At 49.0% G+C, this 15,128-nt stretch carries 14 protein-coding genes; 8 read left to right on the forward strand and 6 right to left on the reverse strand.

Features of this window, described 5'->3' with window-relative positions:
- Nucleotides 1–145: 145 nt before the first annotated feature.
- The 3 genes from hemC to H6F76_RS24800 all read left to right on the forward strand — a co-directional run bounded on the left by hemC (nucleotide 146) and on the right by H6F76_RS24800 (nucleotide 4,521).
- Nucleotides 146–1,117 carry a hydroxymethylbilane synthase gene (gene hemC, locus H6F76_RS24790; RefSeq protein ID WP_190512256.1) on the forward strand — a complete coding sequence of 324 codons (972 nt, stop codon included), beginning with the start codon at nucleotides 146–148 and terminating at the stop codon, nucleotides 1,115–1,117.
- A gap of 110 nt (nucleotides 1,118–1,227) precedes the next feature.
- Nucleotides 1,228–3,447, forward strand: a complete 2,220-nt coding sequence (locus H6F76_RS24795) for a CHASE2 domain-containing protein (RefSeq protein ID WP_190512258.1) — start codon at nucleotides 1,228–1,230, stop codon at nucleotides 3,445–3,447.
- A 207-nt stretch (nucleotides 3,448–3,654) separates the two neighbouring features.
- The gene (locus H6F76_RS24800; protein ID WP_190512260.1) at nucleotides 3,655–4,521 is read left to right on the forward strand and encodes a branched-chain amino acid ABC transporter permease; all 867 of its coding nucleotides are present in this window, start codon (nucleotides 3,655–3,657) and stop codon (nucleotides 4,519–4,521) included.
- A gap of 69 nt (nucleotides 4,522–4,590) precedes the next feature.
- On the opposite strand, the gene psaX is transcribed toward H6F76_RS24800, so the two are convergent.
- Together psaX and lipA are read right to left on the reverse strand one after the other, a co-directional pair.
- On the reverse strand, nucleotides 4,591–4,734 hold the full coding sequence (gene psaX, locus H6F76_RS24805; protein WP_190453549.1) for a photosystem I protein PsaX: 144 nt from the start codon (nucleotides 4,732–4,734) through the stop codon (nucleotides 4,591–4,593).
- 76 nt (nucleotides 4,735–4,810) lie between these two features.
- Nucleotides 4,811–5,749, reverse strand: coding sequence for a lipoyl synthase (gene lipA, locus H6F76_RS24810; protein WP_190512262.1), 939 nt, complete (start codon nucleotides 5,747–5,749; stop codon nucleotides 4,811–4,813).
- Between the two features lie 374 nt (nucleotides 5,750–6,123).
- Here lipA and H6F76_RS24815 point away from each other — a divergent pair, with 374 nt between their 5' ends.
- Nucleotides 6,124–6,675: a response regulator gene (locus H6F76_RS24815; RefSeq protein ID WP_190453544.1), complete on the forward strand. Its 552-nt coding sequence runs from the start codon at nucleotides 6,124–6,126 to the stop codon at nucleotides 6,673–6,675.
- A gap of 154 nt (nucleotides 6,676–6,829) precedes the next feature.
- On the opposite strand, the gene H6F76_RS24820 is transcribed toward H6F76_RS24815, so the two are convergent.
- Nucleotides 6,830–7,162 carry a hypothetical protein gene (locus tag H6F76_RS24820; protein ID WP_190453541.1) on the reverse strand — a complete coding sequence of 111 codons (333 nt, stop codon included), beginning with the start codon at nucleotides 7,160–7,162 and terminating at the stop codon, nucleotides 6,830–6,832.
- A gap of 502 nt (nucleotides 7,163–7,664) precedes the next feature.
- On the opposite strand from H6F76_RS24820, the gene H6F76_RS24825 reads away from it, so the two are divergent.
- Both H6F76_RS24825 and H6F76_RS24830 read left to right on the forward strand, forming a co-directional pair.
- Entirely contained in the window at nucleotides 7,665–8,156 is a 492-nt protein-coding gene (locus H6F76_RS24825) for a YajQ family cyclic di-GMP-binding protein (protein WP_190453538.1), read from the forward strand.
- A gap of 61 nt (nucleotides 8,157–8,217) precedes the next feature.
- Complete coding sequence (locus H6F76_RS24830; protein ID WP_190512264.1) at nucleotides 8,218–9,468, forward strand: AI-2E family transporter; 1,251 nt, start codon at nucleotides 8,218–8,220, stop codon at nucleotides 9,466–9,468.
- A gap of 108 nt (nucleotides 9,469–9,576) precedes the next feature.
- On the opposite strand, the gene H6F76_RS24835 is transcribed toward H6F76_RS24830, so the two are convergent.
- The 3 genes from H6F76_RS24835 to H6F76_RS24845 all read right to left on the reverse strand — a co-directional run bounded on the left by H6F76_RS24835 (nucleotide 9,577) and on the right by H6F76_RS24845 (nucleotide 13,041).
- On the reverse strand, nucleotides 9,577–10,515 hold the full coding sequence (locus H6F76_RS24835; RefSeq protein WP_190512266.1) for an exopolyphosphatase: 939 nt from the start codon (nucleotides 10,513–10,515) through the stop codon (nucleotides 9,577–9,579).
- Between the two features lie 312 nt (nucleotides 10,516–10,827).
- Nucleotides 10,828–11,583, reverse strand: coding sequence for a PspA/IM30 family protein (locus tag H6F76_RS24840; RefSeq protein WP_190512268.1), 756 nt, complete (start codon nucleotides 11,581–11,583; stop codon nucleotides 10,828–10,830).
- Nucleotides 11,584–11,712: 129 nt separating this feature from the next.
- Nucleotides 11,713–13,041, reverse strand: coding sequence for a hypothetical protein (locus tag H6F76_RS24845; protein ID WP_190512270.1), 1,329 nt, complete (start codon nucleotides 13,039–13,041; stop codon nucleotides 11,713–11,715).
- A 311-nt stretch (nucleotides 13,042–13,352) separates the two neighbouring features.
- Here H6F76_RS24845 and H6F76_RS24850 point away from each other — a divergent pair, with 311 nt between their 5' ends.
- On the forward strand, nucleotides 13,353–13,910 hold the full coding sequence (locus H6F76_RS24850) for a DUF721 domain-containing protein (protein ID WP_190453521.1): 558 nt from the start codon (nucleotides 13,353–13,355) through the stop codon (nucleotides 13,908–13,910).
- A gap of 485 nt (nucleotides 13,911–14,395) precedes the next feature.
- On the forward strand, nucleotides 14,396–14,833 hold the full coding sequence (locus H6F76_RS24855) for a hypothetical protein (protein WP_190512272.1): 438 nt from the start codon (nucleotides 14,396–14,398) through the stop codon (nucleotides 14,831–14,833).
- Nucleotides 14,834–15,128: the final 295 nt, after the last annotated feature.

The raw sequence follows: 15,128 nt of genomic DNA on the forward strand, positions 1-15,128 counted from the left end.
GCTTGCTGCTGTTTACACAGAATATCCTGTCTTCCAGCTTAATTATCTGTAACGCTTCACCGCTTAAGACCCACACCAAAGGAGTTACACACTGCGGTAATGTGGAGGGAGTGACTTTTGAAGCTCGTTTCAAGCCCTGGAATTTATGTCGCCTACCGTAACTCCGATTGCCGCTCGTACGATTCGCATTGGTTCCCGCAAAAGTCAGTTAGCCCTGGTGCAAACCTATTGGGTGCAAGAGCAATTGCAAAAAGCCTTTCCAGAGAGAACCTTTGAAGTACACACTATGAGTACTCAGGGCGACAAGATTCTGGATGTAGCGCTGGCAAAAATTGGCGATAAAGGTTTATTCACGAAAGAGTTAGAAGTTGGCATGATCAATGGTGACATTGATTTTGCTGTTCATTCCCTCAAAGATTTGCCGACTCACTTGCCAGAAGGTCTGGTTCTAGGCTGCGTCACTGAGCGCGAAAACCCTGCCGATGCGCTGGTAGTTCACGAACAGCACAAAGACAAGCAGCTAGACACATTGCCACAGGGGGCGATCGTCGGTACGTCTTCGCTCCGACGCTTAGCGCAACTGCGACACCACTATCCCCATCTCAGCTTTAAAGATGTACGGGGAAACTTGAATACGCGGCTGGCGAAGCTGGATGCAGGCGAGTATGACGCGCTGATTTTAGCGGCGGCAGGCTTGCAGCGGTTGAACATGGCAGACCGCATTCATCAATTTATTCCTGCAGAAATCTCGCTGCACGCGGTTGGGCAAGGGGCGCTTGGTATTGAATGTCGAGGCGATGATGCTGAAGTATTGTTACTGCTTAAAGCACTAGAGCATAAGCCAACAGCCTACCGTTGCTATGCGGAACGCTCTTTCTTGCGATCATTGGAAGGCGGCTGTCAAGTACCGATCGGCGTGAACACTACTCTAGAGGGCGATCAGCTGACACTACTTGGCATCGTCATCAGCCTGGATGGACAAAAAGTGGCAAAAGATAGCGTGGCTGGCTTGGCAACAGAGGCTGAGGCGCTAGGTCTGGAGCTTGCTCAACGTCTTCGCCAACAGGGCGCACAGGAGATTCTCGACGAGATTCTGGCAACGGTACAGCGAAGTTAAGAGCAGTTCTAAACCTGCAAATTTGTGTGCCACAATCGGTAGCAGCGCTGCAACTGCTCACTCAGGATGCCCTTTTTTCGCAGCCGTGAACTTCATCAAGGCTGGGCTATATGATGGGAACCCTGCTAAACGGACGTTTCAGAATCATTCAGGTTTTGGGCAGTGGTGGTTTTGGGCAGACCTATATTGCAGAAGATATTCTGCAACCCGATCGTCCTCAGTGTGTCATTAAGCACTTTAAGCCCGCTTATCAAGAACCAGGATTCTTGCAGATCGCACGTCGCCTCTTTGCGACCGAAGTCGAGACCTTGCGAAAGTTAGGTAGCCATGACCAAATTCCTACGCTCTTAGCTGATTTTGAGGAAAACGAGGAGTTTTATCTAGCGCAAGAATACGTTGAAGGGCAGCCGTTAAGTGATGAACTGGCAGCGGCAAAACGGCTTGAGGAAGCAACCGTGACTGCTCTCCTCCGAGACGTGCTGCAAGTTCTGACGTTTGTGCATCAAAACAATGTCATTCACCGCGATATTAAGCCCGGAAATTTGATTCGGCGGCAGCGAGACGGCAAGTTCGTGCTGATTGACTTTGGCGCTGTTAAAGAAATTCAAACGCAGATCACAAGCATGGTGCCGGGTCAGACCGAACTGACTGTAGGCATTGGCACACACGGCTATGGACCGAGTGAGCAAATGATGGGCAAACCGCGCTACAACAGTGATTTGTATGCGCTGGGCATGACGGCAATCACGGCACTGACGGGCTTACAGCCCTTTCAACTGCCAACTCATCCTGAAACAGGCGAAGCAATTTGGTGTGACCAGGCGCAGGTAAGCCCTGGCTTGGCAGCCATTTTAACGAAAATGACGCGCTACCACTTTAGTCAGCGTTATCAGACAGCTCAGTCAGCACTATATGCCTTAGATCATCCAACTGAGATCGTTGCAGATGACACGCAGCTACCTATGACGCTGTCAACGTACCTGCCAACGGAGGTTCTAAACCGTGCCCTTGATCGTGCCAGTCAGCCTCAAACGGATCAACTAGCGTTAACGCACTCGCAGCCACTCTCAGAAAGCGTGTTAGGCGTTGACAATAGACCAAGGGGGAAGTTGGCAAGGGTCGCTGTGGGCATTGCCAGCTTTGCAATCACGGGGTTGATACTCGGTCTGCGCCAGTTGGGTTGGTTACAACCGCTAGAGTTGGCGGCATATGATCGCTTGGTGCAGGTTAGCCCAGACCCCGGTTTGGATCACCGCTTGCTGGTGGTGGGCATTACCGAGGCTGATATTGCTGCTCAAAAGCGCTTTCCGGTCGCCGATCATATCCTTGCGCAGGCAATCACGACACTTCAGACTGCTAAACCTAGAGTGATTGGGCTTGATCTATTACGCGATATTCCCCAACCGCCAGGTCGTACAGAATTTTTGGCTGCAATCAACGCACCGAACGTTATTGCGATTACCAACCTGGGCAGCGCGGCTACACCGGCAGCACCAGCGCCTCCAGGAGTGCCTCTCGATCGTATTGGGTTCAACGACTTTGTACTTGACCCAGGTGATGTATTGCGGCGTAACCTGCTGTTTGCTGACAGTGCCGTAAATCACACTGCGACTGTCGATAAACGTCCCACGACCTTTTATTCTTTTTCGTTGCGGTTGGCGCTGACCTATCTTGCCAATCAAAAACTTTCGCTTCAGCCACGCTCCAATGATCCTGGCTTGTTTCAGCTTGGCAAGACACAGTTTAGTCCGTTAGAGAGTCAGGCGGGTGGCTACCAGGCGATCGATGCTCGCGGCTATCAAGTTTTGCTCAAATACCGGGGACGGGCGATCGCGCGGCAGGTCAGCCTAAGCGATGTTCTTAACGGCAAGGTTCAGCCTGATTGGGTGAAGGATAAAGTCGTCCTGATTGGCACAACGGCACCCAGCGGTAAAGATCTCTTTTCTACCCCCTATAGTGCTGCTAGTGACGAGACGCCCCGCATGGCTGGAGTGTTGCTGCACGCACAGATGGTTAGCCAGCTTTTAGACGCAGCTCTGGAAGGACGATCGCTCTTCTGGTTTTGGTCTGAATGGGTTGAAGCATTATGGATTGCAGTCTGGGCAGCGATCGGTGGCGCACTAGCATGGTACATCCGGCAACCGATGGTGTTGGCATTAAGTGGTACGTTGCTCTTACTCAGTTTGGCTGTTATCGTCTTCAGCCTTTTTTTGCAACAAGGCTGGATTCCGCTTATAGCACCTGCGTTCGCAGCGACAGCGACAGGCGGTCTTGTGATTGCTTACCGTGGGTATTGGTCACAGCCGTCAGACAAGGTTGGTCGCTCGTGAGCCGTCAGCCGTTAGCATAAAATTCAAGCTGATTGTTCTACAGCAACGTCAGCTCTTTAGAGGCACAGAAACTTTGATGAGATACCATCTGTGAGTCTTGATACTTACCAAAAGTAAGGACATCAAATGTCGTGTGTCGATCAACAAAAACTTTCCAAAGGTCGCCGTGATCCTGGACAATCAAAGCGATCGACTTAACGAATTTTGATGGACCCTCAACTCGCGCAATTAGTTGTTAATGGCATTGCAGTGGGCAGCATTATTGCCCTGGCATCGATCGGTTTAACCCTTACCTACGGCATTCTGCGTCTTTCTAACTTTGCCCACGGCGATTTTATGACCCTGGGTGCCTACCTGACGCTGCTGGTCAATACAGCGGGACTTAACATCTGGCTCTCCATGCTAGTAGGCGCAGGGATGACGGTTCTGGCAGTGCTATTAAGTGAGAAGCTTATCTGGTCGCCTATGCGTGCCCGTCGCGCTAATTCGACCACGCTAATCATTATTTCGATCGGTCTAGCGCTATTTCTTCGCAACGGCATTATTTTTTTATGGGGCGGCGGCAACCAGCGCTATAACCTACCCGTTTCTGAAGCGATCCCCGTGCTGGGGTTGCGGATCGCTTATTACAATCTTGTCGTCATGGTGCTGGCAGTTGTGGCGATCGCAGCTCTTCACTATCTCTTGAAAAACACCCGCATTGGTAAAGCCATGCGTGCCGTTGCGGATGATATTGACTTGGCTCGCGTCACGGGGATCGATGTCGATCGCGTAGTTGTCTGGACTTGGATTATTGCGGGTGGTTTGACTGCGCTCGGCGGCAGTATGTTGGGCTTGGTTGAAGCAGTACGCCCCAACATGGGATGGTTTCTGATTTTGCCGTTGTTTGCGGCGGTCATCCTAGGCGGTATCGGCAATCCCTATGGCGCGATCGCTGGAGCATTCGTCATTGGCATTGCCCAAGAAGTCAGCACGTACTGGCTAGCATCAGAATACAAGCTTGCAGTCGCCCTGGTGATGATGGTGCTGGTCTTACTGTTCCGTCCGCAAGGCATCTTCAGGGGCACCCTTTGAGAGAGGGGCGATCGTGCACGAACGCTTATGTAGGGGCACTACACCTAATGCCCCTACCAGTGAACTGAATTAAATGTTCAGATAGCCTGCATATATTGCCGCCACCACAAAATTGACACCTAGCAGCAACAGTGCCCAAAAGGTGCGAAACGGATAAGGTGGTTTACCTGTTTTTGTTACGGGAGAAGCTGGTTTTTTAGCCCGAGCAGTCATAAATAAAATCTCCTTAAGTGTCGTTTTTAAGACATACCAAAGAATTGCTAACGTTGGTTATATCCCTGGGTGAATCTTAACGTCTTGGCTGTGCGTCTTCTTCTCCTGCATGGTAGGAACTGCGAACCAGTGGACCCGATCGCACATGGGCAAAGCCCATTTCACGGGCAATTGCTCCCAGATAATCGAACTCGGCGGGTGTCCAGTACTTTGCAACAGGCAAGTGCTCTAGTGAAGGGCGCATATATTGCCCGATCGTGAGGCGATCGCACTCTACGGCACGTAAATCAGCTAATGTCTCCAGCACCTCTGCCTCTGTCTCACCTAGCCCCAGCATCAGCCCCGATTTCGTGGGGATCGCTGGATTCAATGCTTTGACGACACTAAGAACACGCAGCGATCGCTCATATTTTGCCCCACGTCGCACCGGACCTTGAAGCCGCCGCACGGTTTCAATATTATGGTTGTAGCAAGCTGGTTGGGCACTTACGACCCTAGCAATGCGCTCCTGCTGTAAAGCATCTGGATTATCTCGTCCACCCCAAAAATCTGGAGTTAGCACCTCGACCTTCGTCTCTGGATTCTGGTAACGAATTTGGGCGATCGTCTGTGCAAACCAGCCTGCGCCCTGGTCGGGCAAATCATCGCGTGTCACTGATGTCAGCACCACATAGCGCAGTCTCAACAAACTCACTGACTCAGCCACCTTTCGCGGCTCGTCTGGATCTAGAGGCATCGGTGCATGTCCTTTATCCACCTGACAAAAACCGCACGATCGCGTACAGGTAGGACCCATTAGCAAGAACGTTGCCGTCTTTTGGGCATAGCACTCGCCTCGATTGGGACAACGCCCCTCTTCACAAATTGTGTGAATCTGACGCTGCTTGATAATCCGCTGCACCGTCGAAAGCTCGCTTGCCTTTCCGATTGGACGTTTTAACCATGCTGGCAGGTTCTCTAGGGACGAAGCGCGACGGGCAGCTACAGAATCAAGGGCATTTGTTTCAGCAGGCATAAAGTTGGGCACACTACATTGGATGAGACATTGCTGTCTCAAATTCTAAAGGATTGCTCGTTAAAGGATTCGAGGCAGCAGTATGACTGCCCTAAATCGACGTAGCACCCTTAATCAGAAATAATTCTGACCCGTTGAGGCTATAAACTAGATGGTGCTACAGCAGGATTACCGCTCACCCTGGATACATTTTCTTGTTTAGTTGTTACTATCTAAGTCTTCATCCTTAGCAGTATGGTTGCTAGTCCACCTTCAGCTTCTAAGCTGTCAAATGGATTAAACAATCACACTGAAGCAAGTCACACTAAACACTGTGGCGTTTCACCTTACTCATTACTCATTCACCTTGCAGTCGCTACCAGAGGAGTTCAGTTGTGGCAAGTCACAAGATCCTGGTCATTGATGACAGCAACGTCATCCGAAACATGGTTCGGGATATGCTGCCAAAGGGCAATTTTGAAGTCCTTGAGGCTAAAGACGGCGTTCAGGGACTCAACCTAATCCGTCAGGAACGTCCTAACCTAATCATGTTAGATTTCTTGCTGCCACGACTTAGCGGTTGGGAAGTTTATCAGCAAATCCAGATTCAACAAGACTTGCAGGCGATCCCACTGGTGCTGATGTCTGGTCGCAAGGAAGAGGTCACTGAAAAACTTCAGGAACCATTTGAATACTTTGAATTTGTTCAGAAGCCGTTTGACCAAAAAGAACTGATTGATGCCATCAAAGCCGCAATGGCGAAGTCAAAGCGTCGCCCTGCTGCGGTTGCTCCTACTCCAGTAGTGGCTCCACCAAGCACTGCTGCTGCTCCGGCAGGCGATATTGAAGCATTAAACGAGAAAATTGTGAAGATGCAAGCTGAAATTGATGGCTTGAAAAAGCAAATGAGTCAAATTCTCAACTTCATCCGCCAAAAGCTGAAATAGCAGTTTTACACTGGTGCGATCGTGTTTCAGGGGGCTAGGGGCTTAAAAAGCTACAAGCTTACCGCTACCTCTTAAATAAACAGTTTTTAAGGCGCTAATCAATTGCTTGATTATGTGCCAGGCAGGTCTGCCCTAAAGCTGGGCAGTGCTGAATTTACTCGTCAAGCCGATAAAGTACCTGCACTTTATTGCCTGATGACGGATCGTCGGCTGGATAAACACCAACCTGGCTAGTTCCACGCTCTGGGCGGATGAGTATTTGTACGTCATTTAACTGAAATCCCCTCTCACTACCACCTGGAACATCTGTACTGCGTTGCGGTGATAATGGCACAGGGGCGTTAGGTACTGGTCTTGTCACCGAGCGTTCTTCCAATCCATCTAAGGCTGCGGCTGAACCCATTGGTTCTGCTTGGGCATAGGCAGCAGAGCCAAAACTGCTTAGCATCAAAACGGTACCAAACACTGCGATCGCTTTGAACATCATGGCGACTCCTGACAGGATACTGTTTTACGTTGGCATTAAAGTGTCTCTAACGCTTCAGGTCATGGCACTAAGCCTTAAAACCTTTTACCTTACAAAGGGGTTCTGGGTATAGAAAGTAGCAACATGCCGCTACCAATTGATATAAGGGCTTAATGATCATTAGTAAACTTGACTAAGATTTAATAAAATGCTCTGGAATTAGCATCACGCCTACGGCAGATTAAGCCACTTATAAAGTGATAAATGAATGTCAGGATGTAGAGTTTGAAGACGCAAGCGCTACTTTCTTTAGCTTTGGTCTAGTTTGCAAGATGCTAGCGCGTTTGAATCTTAACGCTAGCTGCTAACTGCTTATACAAGTGGTTGCTCCTTTAGGATGGCTAGATTTAGTGCTTGGACTTGAGACAATCGATCGTAGACTATAGACTGGGGCATCTGGGCAAAGCTCAAAGATTCAACTAAGCCCAACGATTAACGTCCAAAGTCTAGAGTTTCAAGTCCTATGGCTGCATCCTTTTCCTTTGATGTCGTAAGTGAGTTCGATCGTCAGGAGTTAGTTAACGCCCTGGATCAAGCAACGCGCGAAATTCAGAGTCGTTATGATCTGAAAGATACTAAAACGACGCTTGAGTTAAGCGAAGACACAATTACAGTCAGCACTGACAGCCAATTTACCCTTGAAGCTGTTCATAACCTGCTGAATATGAAGGCTGCTAAACGTAATTTGTCGCTAAAGATTTTTGAGTACGGCAAAGTTGAATCGTCTAGCGGCAACCGTGTACGGCAAGAGATTACCCTGCGAAAGGGCATTAGCCAGGAGATTGCCAAGCAAATTTCCAAGCTGATTCGGGATGAGTTCAACAAAGTGCAGCCATCGATTCAAGGTGATTCGGTACGGGTGAGTGCTAAGGCAAAAGACGATTTGCAAGCTGTAATGCAGCGTCTTAAGCAAGAAGAGTTACCCGTCGCGTTGCAATTTACTAACTATCGGTAGGGGTGACTGCGAAGTCTAGGGTGTAGGGTAGAGGGTGTAGAGTAAAGAACTACGGGTGCCCATGTCGGATCACCAGGCTGAAGCTCACGAGGTACATAAGGGACGTTTGCGGCTCTGGTGGGAAACGCTTTCTCCACTTGCAAAGGCGTTACTCATTCTGTTAGCGGCTCCGCTGTTGGTGCTGAACGGTTGGGCGCTCTTTGCGATCGCTGATTACTTCCATTCTCTCATTGTCATCTTGGTAGCGGCCTCGCTGATTGCTTTCCTGCTTAACTACCCTGTCAGCCTTATGCAGCGACAGGGGGTGCCACGTGGACGAGCCGCAATCGTTGTATTCTTGCTGGCATTGTCGCTCTTGTTAGCGGGTGGCATTACATTACTGCCGAGTGCGCTTGATCAAGCCCGTCAACTGGTAGCACGCTTACCTGAATGGTTTGACTCAGGACAGCGGCAACTCATTATCCTCAATCAACAGCTAGAAGGGACAAACCTACCGCTTGATTTAAGCCTCTTGGCAGAACAGGTAAACGATCGCCTTAAGAGTCAGTTGCAGCTTATTGCGGCACAGGCGTTAAGCGTTGCTGTCTTCACTGTTACCAGCTTGTTAGATGTGTTGCTCACGCTGGTGTTGACATTTTATCTGTTACAAAATGGCGATTTGCTCTGGGAGAGTCTTGTAGAATGGCTACCTGTAAGAGTGCAAAAGCCGTTTTCAGAAACGCTGCGCTTGAGCTTTCAGAACTACTTTTTAAGTCAGTTCATCCTGTCCACTTGTATGGGGTCAATTTTAACCCTCATCTTTTTGTGGCTAGCCGTCCCCTTCGGGTTGCTGTTCGGATTAACGATCGGTGCGATGGCGCTTGTGCCTTTTGGTGGCTCTGTTGGTATTGCATTGGTAACTCTACTCGTAGCCCTGCGAGACATCGGCTTAGGCGTTAAGGTGCTAGCCGCGTCGTTATTAGTGCAGCAGATTCTCGAAAATTTAGTGGCACCACGAGTACTGGGTAGTGTTACTGGGCTGAATCCAGTCTGGATTTTTGTCTCGATTTTAACGGGTGCGCGTGTCGGTGGACTCTTGGGCGTGATTGTAGCCGTACCAACTGCTGTCGTTCTTAAAAATATTCTTGTGGCGATGCGATCGTCCAGAGGAATGGGTGTCAGTCAGTCGCATAGCAGCCAGTCTAACCCTGCGATAAATGGTGAATCGCCGACTCAACCAAAAGAGACAATCGCGCCTCTCGACACATCCCATATTGAACTTGTAGAGCCTGAGGAATCGATCGTTCGTGATGCACCTACACTCAGAAATTAATTGGTATTCCGAGAATCGGAGTAAGGGCTGTTGTATGGAATGCACCTCTGATACTTAGCATTCGCACGGCAGCGCTCTTAAACTGATTTTTGCACTTTAGCTTTTAGCTTAACCGTCGGCTGTAATTTGGGCGATGAGCGCTTTTAGTGTTGCTTCTGCCCGATCGTTTTCTACTTGGCAAGTACCAGCATTGGCGTGTCCACCGCCACCATAGGTAAGCATTAACTCACCAATGTTCGTCTTAGACGAGCGATTAAAGATCGATTTTCCGGTAGCAAAAACGGTATTGAGCTGCTGCCGTCCCCACATGACATGAATTGAAATATTGGTTTTTGGAAAGAGTGCATAAACCATGAATCGATTGCCAGCGTAAATCACCGCTTCATTACGTAGATCAAGCACGACTAAATTTTGATGGACTGTTGCACACGCTTGAATTTGAGCCTTGAAGCGTGACTCTTGTTCAAAGTACAGTTCAACCCGTTCTTGTACATCTGGCAAAGTGAGAATTTCGTCGATGGGCTGTGTTTTGCAGCAGTCAATTAACTGCATCATTAAGTTGTAGTTAGAAACGCGAAAATCCTTGAAGCGACCTAAACCTGTCCTCGCGTCCATTAAGAAGTTTAATAATGTCCAACCTTTGGGATTGAGTACTTCCTCGATCGAAAATTGAGCAGAATCAGCTTTGTCAACGGCTGCCATCATCAGCGGCGAAACATTAGGAAAGCGCTCGTGCCCACCAAAATGCTCGTAAACGACTCTGGCGGCTGAAGGAGCGTTGGGTTTGATGATGTAATTCTCTTTTTGCCCCTGATTTCTCAGCGTTTCACTGGAGTGATGGTCAAAGACTAAATGAGCACTTTCGACGTAGGGTAAATTGGTCGTGATGTCATTTGCCGTAATCTCAATCTTGCCATCCTGCATATCTTTAGGATGAACAAACTTGATCTCATCAATCATGTCCAGTTCCTTCAGCAGAACAGCACAGACCAGCCCATCAAAGTCGCTTCTAGTCACTAACCGATACTTTGTATTCGCTGATATCATGTGCGTCCTCTTTTCTTCAGCAATCATCTATTTTCAAGGTTCCCAAGATGCTGCTGGTTTGCACACCCTTGAGAAACTCCTGGGAAGCAGCAGCACTGAAAACAGACAAACTCTAGTCGATTAACTGCAAGTTCTTGTTGGGTGATGCGTCGGTTAAAGGATAGTAAGTATAGGCAAGCAGAAATGCTGTGAGCCTCATTGCAGAAGCGTTATGCCAGCACGATCGCTAACCCGCGGGACTTTTGTCAGGCAGCACCTCTTTAGTCCTTTACCGATCGACATCACGACTAAGCAGCGATTACTGTAACTCTGCTAGAGTTCTCGCATTTGCCGACGTAGATTATCTAGCTCTCGATCGGTTTCAGAGTTGTTAGCTGTCTGGCTTGCTGGAAGCTGAGCCGTTGGAGAACCGCCAGTGAGTTGGTTTCTCATTGCGGCAAGTTCGGCTTCTACTTCGTCGGCTTCCCCAAGGGCAGCAATACGTTTTTCCAAATCATCAGTGCCAAGTTCAGCAACGGCTTCCGATTGGGCTTCAAGCTGCAAAACTTTTTCTTCCATACGCTCAAAAGCCGAAATTGCGCTGCCTGTGCCAACTCGTCCCATCATGTCGTTAATCTGCTGGGATGCTTTTGCCGATCGCGCTCTAGCAATATACAAATCTTTCTTAGTCTTAGCTTCAGAGATTTTGCTCTCCAGCTTCATCATGTTTTGTTTAAGCTGAGTCACGATCGTGGATTGCTGTTCAATCTGCGAACGCATTGCCTCTGCCGTATCCTGGTAAGACTTTCGTCGCGTTAATGCTTCTCGTGCCAGTGTCTCTTCGCCTTTTTGCAACGCTAGCTGTGCCCGACGGTACCATTCATCAGCCGTTGTTTGTGCCTGAGAGCATTGTCGTTCTGTGCGCTTTTGGGTTGCGATCGCTTGTGCTACAGCCTGCCGCAGTTGGATCAAATCCTCCTGCATATCCAGCACGGCTTGCTCCAGGATTTTCTCCGGATCTTCGGCACCGCTTACCAAGCTGTTCAGGTTAGCGCGAATCACCCGCATGATTCGGTCGAAAAGTCCCATATGCTCTCCGGAGATAATAGTTTCGAGTTTTGAGTTTCCGTTGGTGTGGTAACGCAGTTCAATGCAAGCCTTCCCATACCAAACTCAAAGCGTTTCTCAATCCTACCGTACCTTTTCAGTTCGTACCTCCTACCGTTTATAGACCTCAGTAGAAGAGAGCCCCTGATCACGTAAGCGTTCCACGTTTGCTTTCAGTTCAGTTTCGTTGCGGGCTGCCCCAACCTGCACGATCGTTTTGCCATCCGGCAAGGTACGGACAAAAGCATCAGGTACAACTTTTCGGGCATTTTCTAGCGTCTGGTCGTTTTCAAAGGGAATTCCAACTTTGTATTGATAGGCGCTAGATGCCTCTCCTGTAGACTGGCTGCTAGCGCTTGCGGCTGGAGCTGTAGTTGTGGCTGGAGCCGTAACTGCGGGCGCACGACGCACGGGTGCAACAGGTGGCTGCACTGGCTCTGGGGCACGGAGCGGAGCGGTTTGGGGTGGTTCGCTAGTGCGTGCGTAGGGACGGCTAGAGTTTGAGGTTACGGCTGGAATGGGTACTTGTGCAGCAGGCTCGTTGCTGGATTGAGATTCTACAGGTGCAGTCGTTGTTACCGTTGGCTTACTGCTAGGCGTAGCCGTAGCCTGTTTGCTTAGAGCGGTAGAAGACGGTGCTCCTGGACTAACGTTAATGGTGCCCAGATTGTTCAAATTTAGCTCTGGGAGTTCCCGTTTGGCTAGATCGGGCTGTGGTGGAGCGATCGCCCTTTGACCAGCGGCTGGTTCTGGAGACAAACCAGCATCATTAGTCCGTTTTGCTGTTAACCACGGCAAACTAGACGGATTCATGATGACGTAGCCAAACATAGCGCTAGAAAGCAGTAACAGCAGCATCGCGCCCACCCCTAATGGTGTAAGCAAACTTTGCATAAAGTGACGCTCTGCTTGCACTTCGGCTTGCTGGTCTGCAAGGCTACGTAGCAACTCTTCAGACGACTCCAAATAATCGTCCAAGTCAGGGTTGCCAGCTTGAGCTAAGGCATGGGCATCCTCTCCGCCAGACAGCGATACGTCGTTGGCGTTGTCTTGGGACTGCTTGTCCGTTCTAAGGGCGATCGCGCCGTCAAACGGTTGGGGGGTGGCTGTAAAAGCGGGTATTGGCTTATATGTATCGGGTACAGCCGCTTGTCCAGCAACATCTGCTAGGCGCTGATCTAGCAATGGTACTGGCTTTGCGGCAGGTGTGTTGACTCCACCCGCCGTTGCTGAAACTGCAATTAGATCAAGGGACTCGGATGAGCGCTTGCGACCGGGTTGACGTACAGTACGTCCAGCAGCCGTCCGTTGCCGCCTATAGCGCACCAACTCATCTTCAAGCTGAATGTCCAGATGTGCTAAAGCAGTACTTAAGACTGGATGAAGCGCGATCGGCTGAGGTAACTGATTCGGTGGCTCTACTTTAGGATTTTGACGCATTACTCACCTTCTACTAATACGCTTACTTAATGTTGGTTTTTGAAGCGAACTATGATTGAGCCGCTAGCTTGTTTTAAATTGCTCAATTAAAAAACTTCTTGTTTGAACGGCTAGATTGCTCTCTGCCGCCTGTTATGCATTCAGGCTATAACATTTGAGACTATATATAACTCTGGCTATCAACCTTGAGTGTTCTGTAGATGCATTGTCGCCCAATTTTTCTGCTTGCTCGCAGTTTACATTAGGCACTGAGCTAACGTTATACACTTTTTTGCACGATTCTGCACTCCTTTCATACTTTCATTGACGCTATGTCTTTCAAGTCTATTGATCACGTTTTAGATCAACTTGGCGATCGCTATCGGTTGCGCGACCAACAGTATTCTCAACGGCTGCTCAAAGCTTGGGTTGAAGCGGTCGGTCCAGTAGTGGCAGCTCAAACTCGACCACTCTCAATGCATAACGAGGTGCTGCGAGTAGCAACATCAAGTGCTGCTTGGGCACAGAATCTAGTTTTCGAGCGTCAACGCATTCTGGCAAAACTCAACGTGTTACTCTCGGCATCGCTGACGGATATTCGGTTTTCTAATGCTCAATGGCAAACACAATCTCGATCGGCGTTTAATGAAGAGCTACAGACAGAACTCTGGCAGCAGCACCCTAGCCGTCTGACGGATGCAGTGCGATCGCCTGGCGTGCCGCAGTCAGAGCGCTTAACAGACCCGCTGCTTGCTTTCCAGCACTGGAGAAAGATTATGCGGACACGTACTCAAAATATGCCGCTTTGTCCGCAATGTCAGTGCCCTACCCCCTCTGGTGAACTAAAGCGTTGGGCGCTCTGTTCGCTTTGTGCCGCGAAACAATGGTAAGAGTGACGACTCAGCTGCATTGTAATAATTTCAGATGCTTGCTTTCTATCTGAACTGCTAAATGCTTTGAGCAAATGTACGAACATGCTTTTCTAGCAAGCTTGGGACGGGGATCATCCGTTGAATTACATACAGATAGTTATAAGTTGACAACCCAGTTGCTTAATTTTACGGACTCTGTGATGCTCTTTTGAAGCTTCGCTTGAGACAAAAAATGTCCTGATATAAAGTGAGGTTGGTTTGTATAGCCTTTGATCCCTCTGGCGTTTCAAACAAAATGCAGCCCTTTTGTAAAGAGACTAAGTCAGATCCACTATTAAAAATGTTGCTCTTGATTTCATAAAAGTGAAAACAATCTAAAACCTGTTTTGTAACCGGGATCGCTCAGATTCAATAGCCATCCTGCCTCTAGCGCTTTATCAAGTAAATGTCAGAAAAAAGCTGCATCCAAAATGGAGTGAATAACACCTTTAAAAGCCTCATATATGAAATCCTTGTCTTCCTCCATATCCGTTTGTCGGCGTTGCCAATACTACGCGCCAGAGGGTCGGCGTGGGGGACAATGCCAGCAGCTTGATGTTGCTGTTCAGGGTGCCTGGACTGCTTGTGCACTAGCGATCCCACCCTTTTCTCCAGCATGGGAAAACCTGGAGGATATTATGGCGTGGCAGCAAAAAAATCTGGTTGCAATGCAAGCGTCAGCGGAGTCAGCTATGACTGAGGCTTTGTCAGACACTCCAAGAGTCGGTGCTTCAAGCTTGAGCGAGAGTATGACAATACGCTGTTGCGAATCAGCAGAACCTGCTTGTAACAGTGCTATCTCTACCCATACGGAACAGGCTCACATAACACAACCTCATGTGACACAGCTTCTGCCAGTGGCGCACGTCCAAACGCTTGGGATAAAAGCTTTGTGGATGTGAGACTGACTCCTCTGCCGAATCTAATTGACGCTATCTTCTTTAAACCTTACACCTAGCTTTAGGGTCATTAGACTGACCACAACATCAGCACAGATACAGAAGGTTGCTATAACGATGACAACAGTGTGCCACTGCTGATGGGAACGATTAAGTATGAGCCGTCACCTTACTCACGACGTGTAGTAGGTCTGTAGTCGCTCGGTTCTCTAGGATTACAGCGGCTTAAGTAGTCCTAGAGAATGTTAAGCACAGCTTTCTCCTGCTCTTTGTTCTCTCGCAAATTATGTAGCTCTGC

This window comes from Leptolyngbya sp. FACHB-321 (assembly GCF_014695975.1).
Classification (GTDB): Bacteria; Cyanobacteriota; Cyanobacteriia; order Leptolyngbyales; family Leptolyngbyaceae; genus Stenomitos.

Bases quoted from the DNA above. Each gene is read 5' to 3' on its own strand.
- hemC (WP_190512256.1), top strand. From the start codon at position 146: ATGTCGCCTACCGTAACTCCGATTGCCGCTCGTACGATTCGCATTGGT.
- H6F76_RS24795 (WP_190512258.1), top strand. From the start codon at position 1,228: ATGATGGGAACCCTGCTAAACGGACGTTTCAGAATCATTCAGGTTTTG.
- H6F76_RS24800 (WP_190512260.1), top strand. From the start codon at position 3,655: ATGGACCCTCAACTCGCGCAATTAGTTGTTAATGGCATTGCAGTGGGC.
- psaX (WP_190453549.1), bottom strand. From the start codon at position 4,734: ATGACTGCTCGGGCTAAAAAACCAGCTTCTCCCGTAACAAAAACAGGT.
- lipA (WP_190512262.1), bottom strand. From the start codon at position 5,749: ATGCCTGCTGAAACAAATGCCCTTGATTCTGTAGCTGCCCGTCGCGCT.
- H6F76_RS24820 (WP_190453541.1), bottom strand. From the start codon at position 7,162: ATGATGTTCAAAGCGATCGCAGTGTTTGGTACCGTTTTGATGCTAAGC.
- H6F76_RS24825 (WP_190453538.1), top strand. From the start codon at position 7,665: ATGGCTGCATCCTTTTCCTTTGATGTCGTAAGTGAGTTCGATCGTCAG.
- H6F76_RS24830 (WP_190512264.1), top strand. From the start codon at position 8,218: ATGTCGGATCACCAGGCTGAAGCTCACGAGGTACATAAGGGACGTTTG.
- H6F76_RS24835 (WP_190512266.1), bottom strand. From the start codon at position 10,515: ATGATATCAGCGAATACAAAGTATCGGTTAGTGACTAGAAGCGACTTT.
- H6F76_RS24840 (WP_190512268.1), bottom strand. From the start codon at position 11,583: ATGGGACTTTTCGACCGAATCATGCGGGTGATTCGCGCTAACCTGAAC.
- H6F76_RS24845 (WP_190512270.1), bottom strand. From the start codon at position 13,041: ATGCGTCAAAATCCTAAAGTAGAGCCACCGAATCAGTTACCTCAGCCG.
- H6F76_RS24850 (WP_190453521.1), top strand. From the start codon at position 13,353: ATGTCTTTCAAGTCTATTGATCACGTTTTAGATCAACTTGGCGATCGC.
- H6F76_RS24855 (WP_190512272.1), top strand. From the start codon at position 14,396: ATGAAATCCTTGTCTTCCTCCATATCCGTTTGTCGGCGTTGCCAATAC.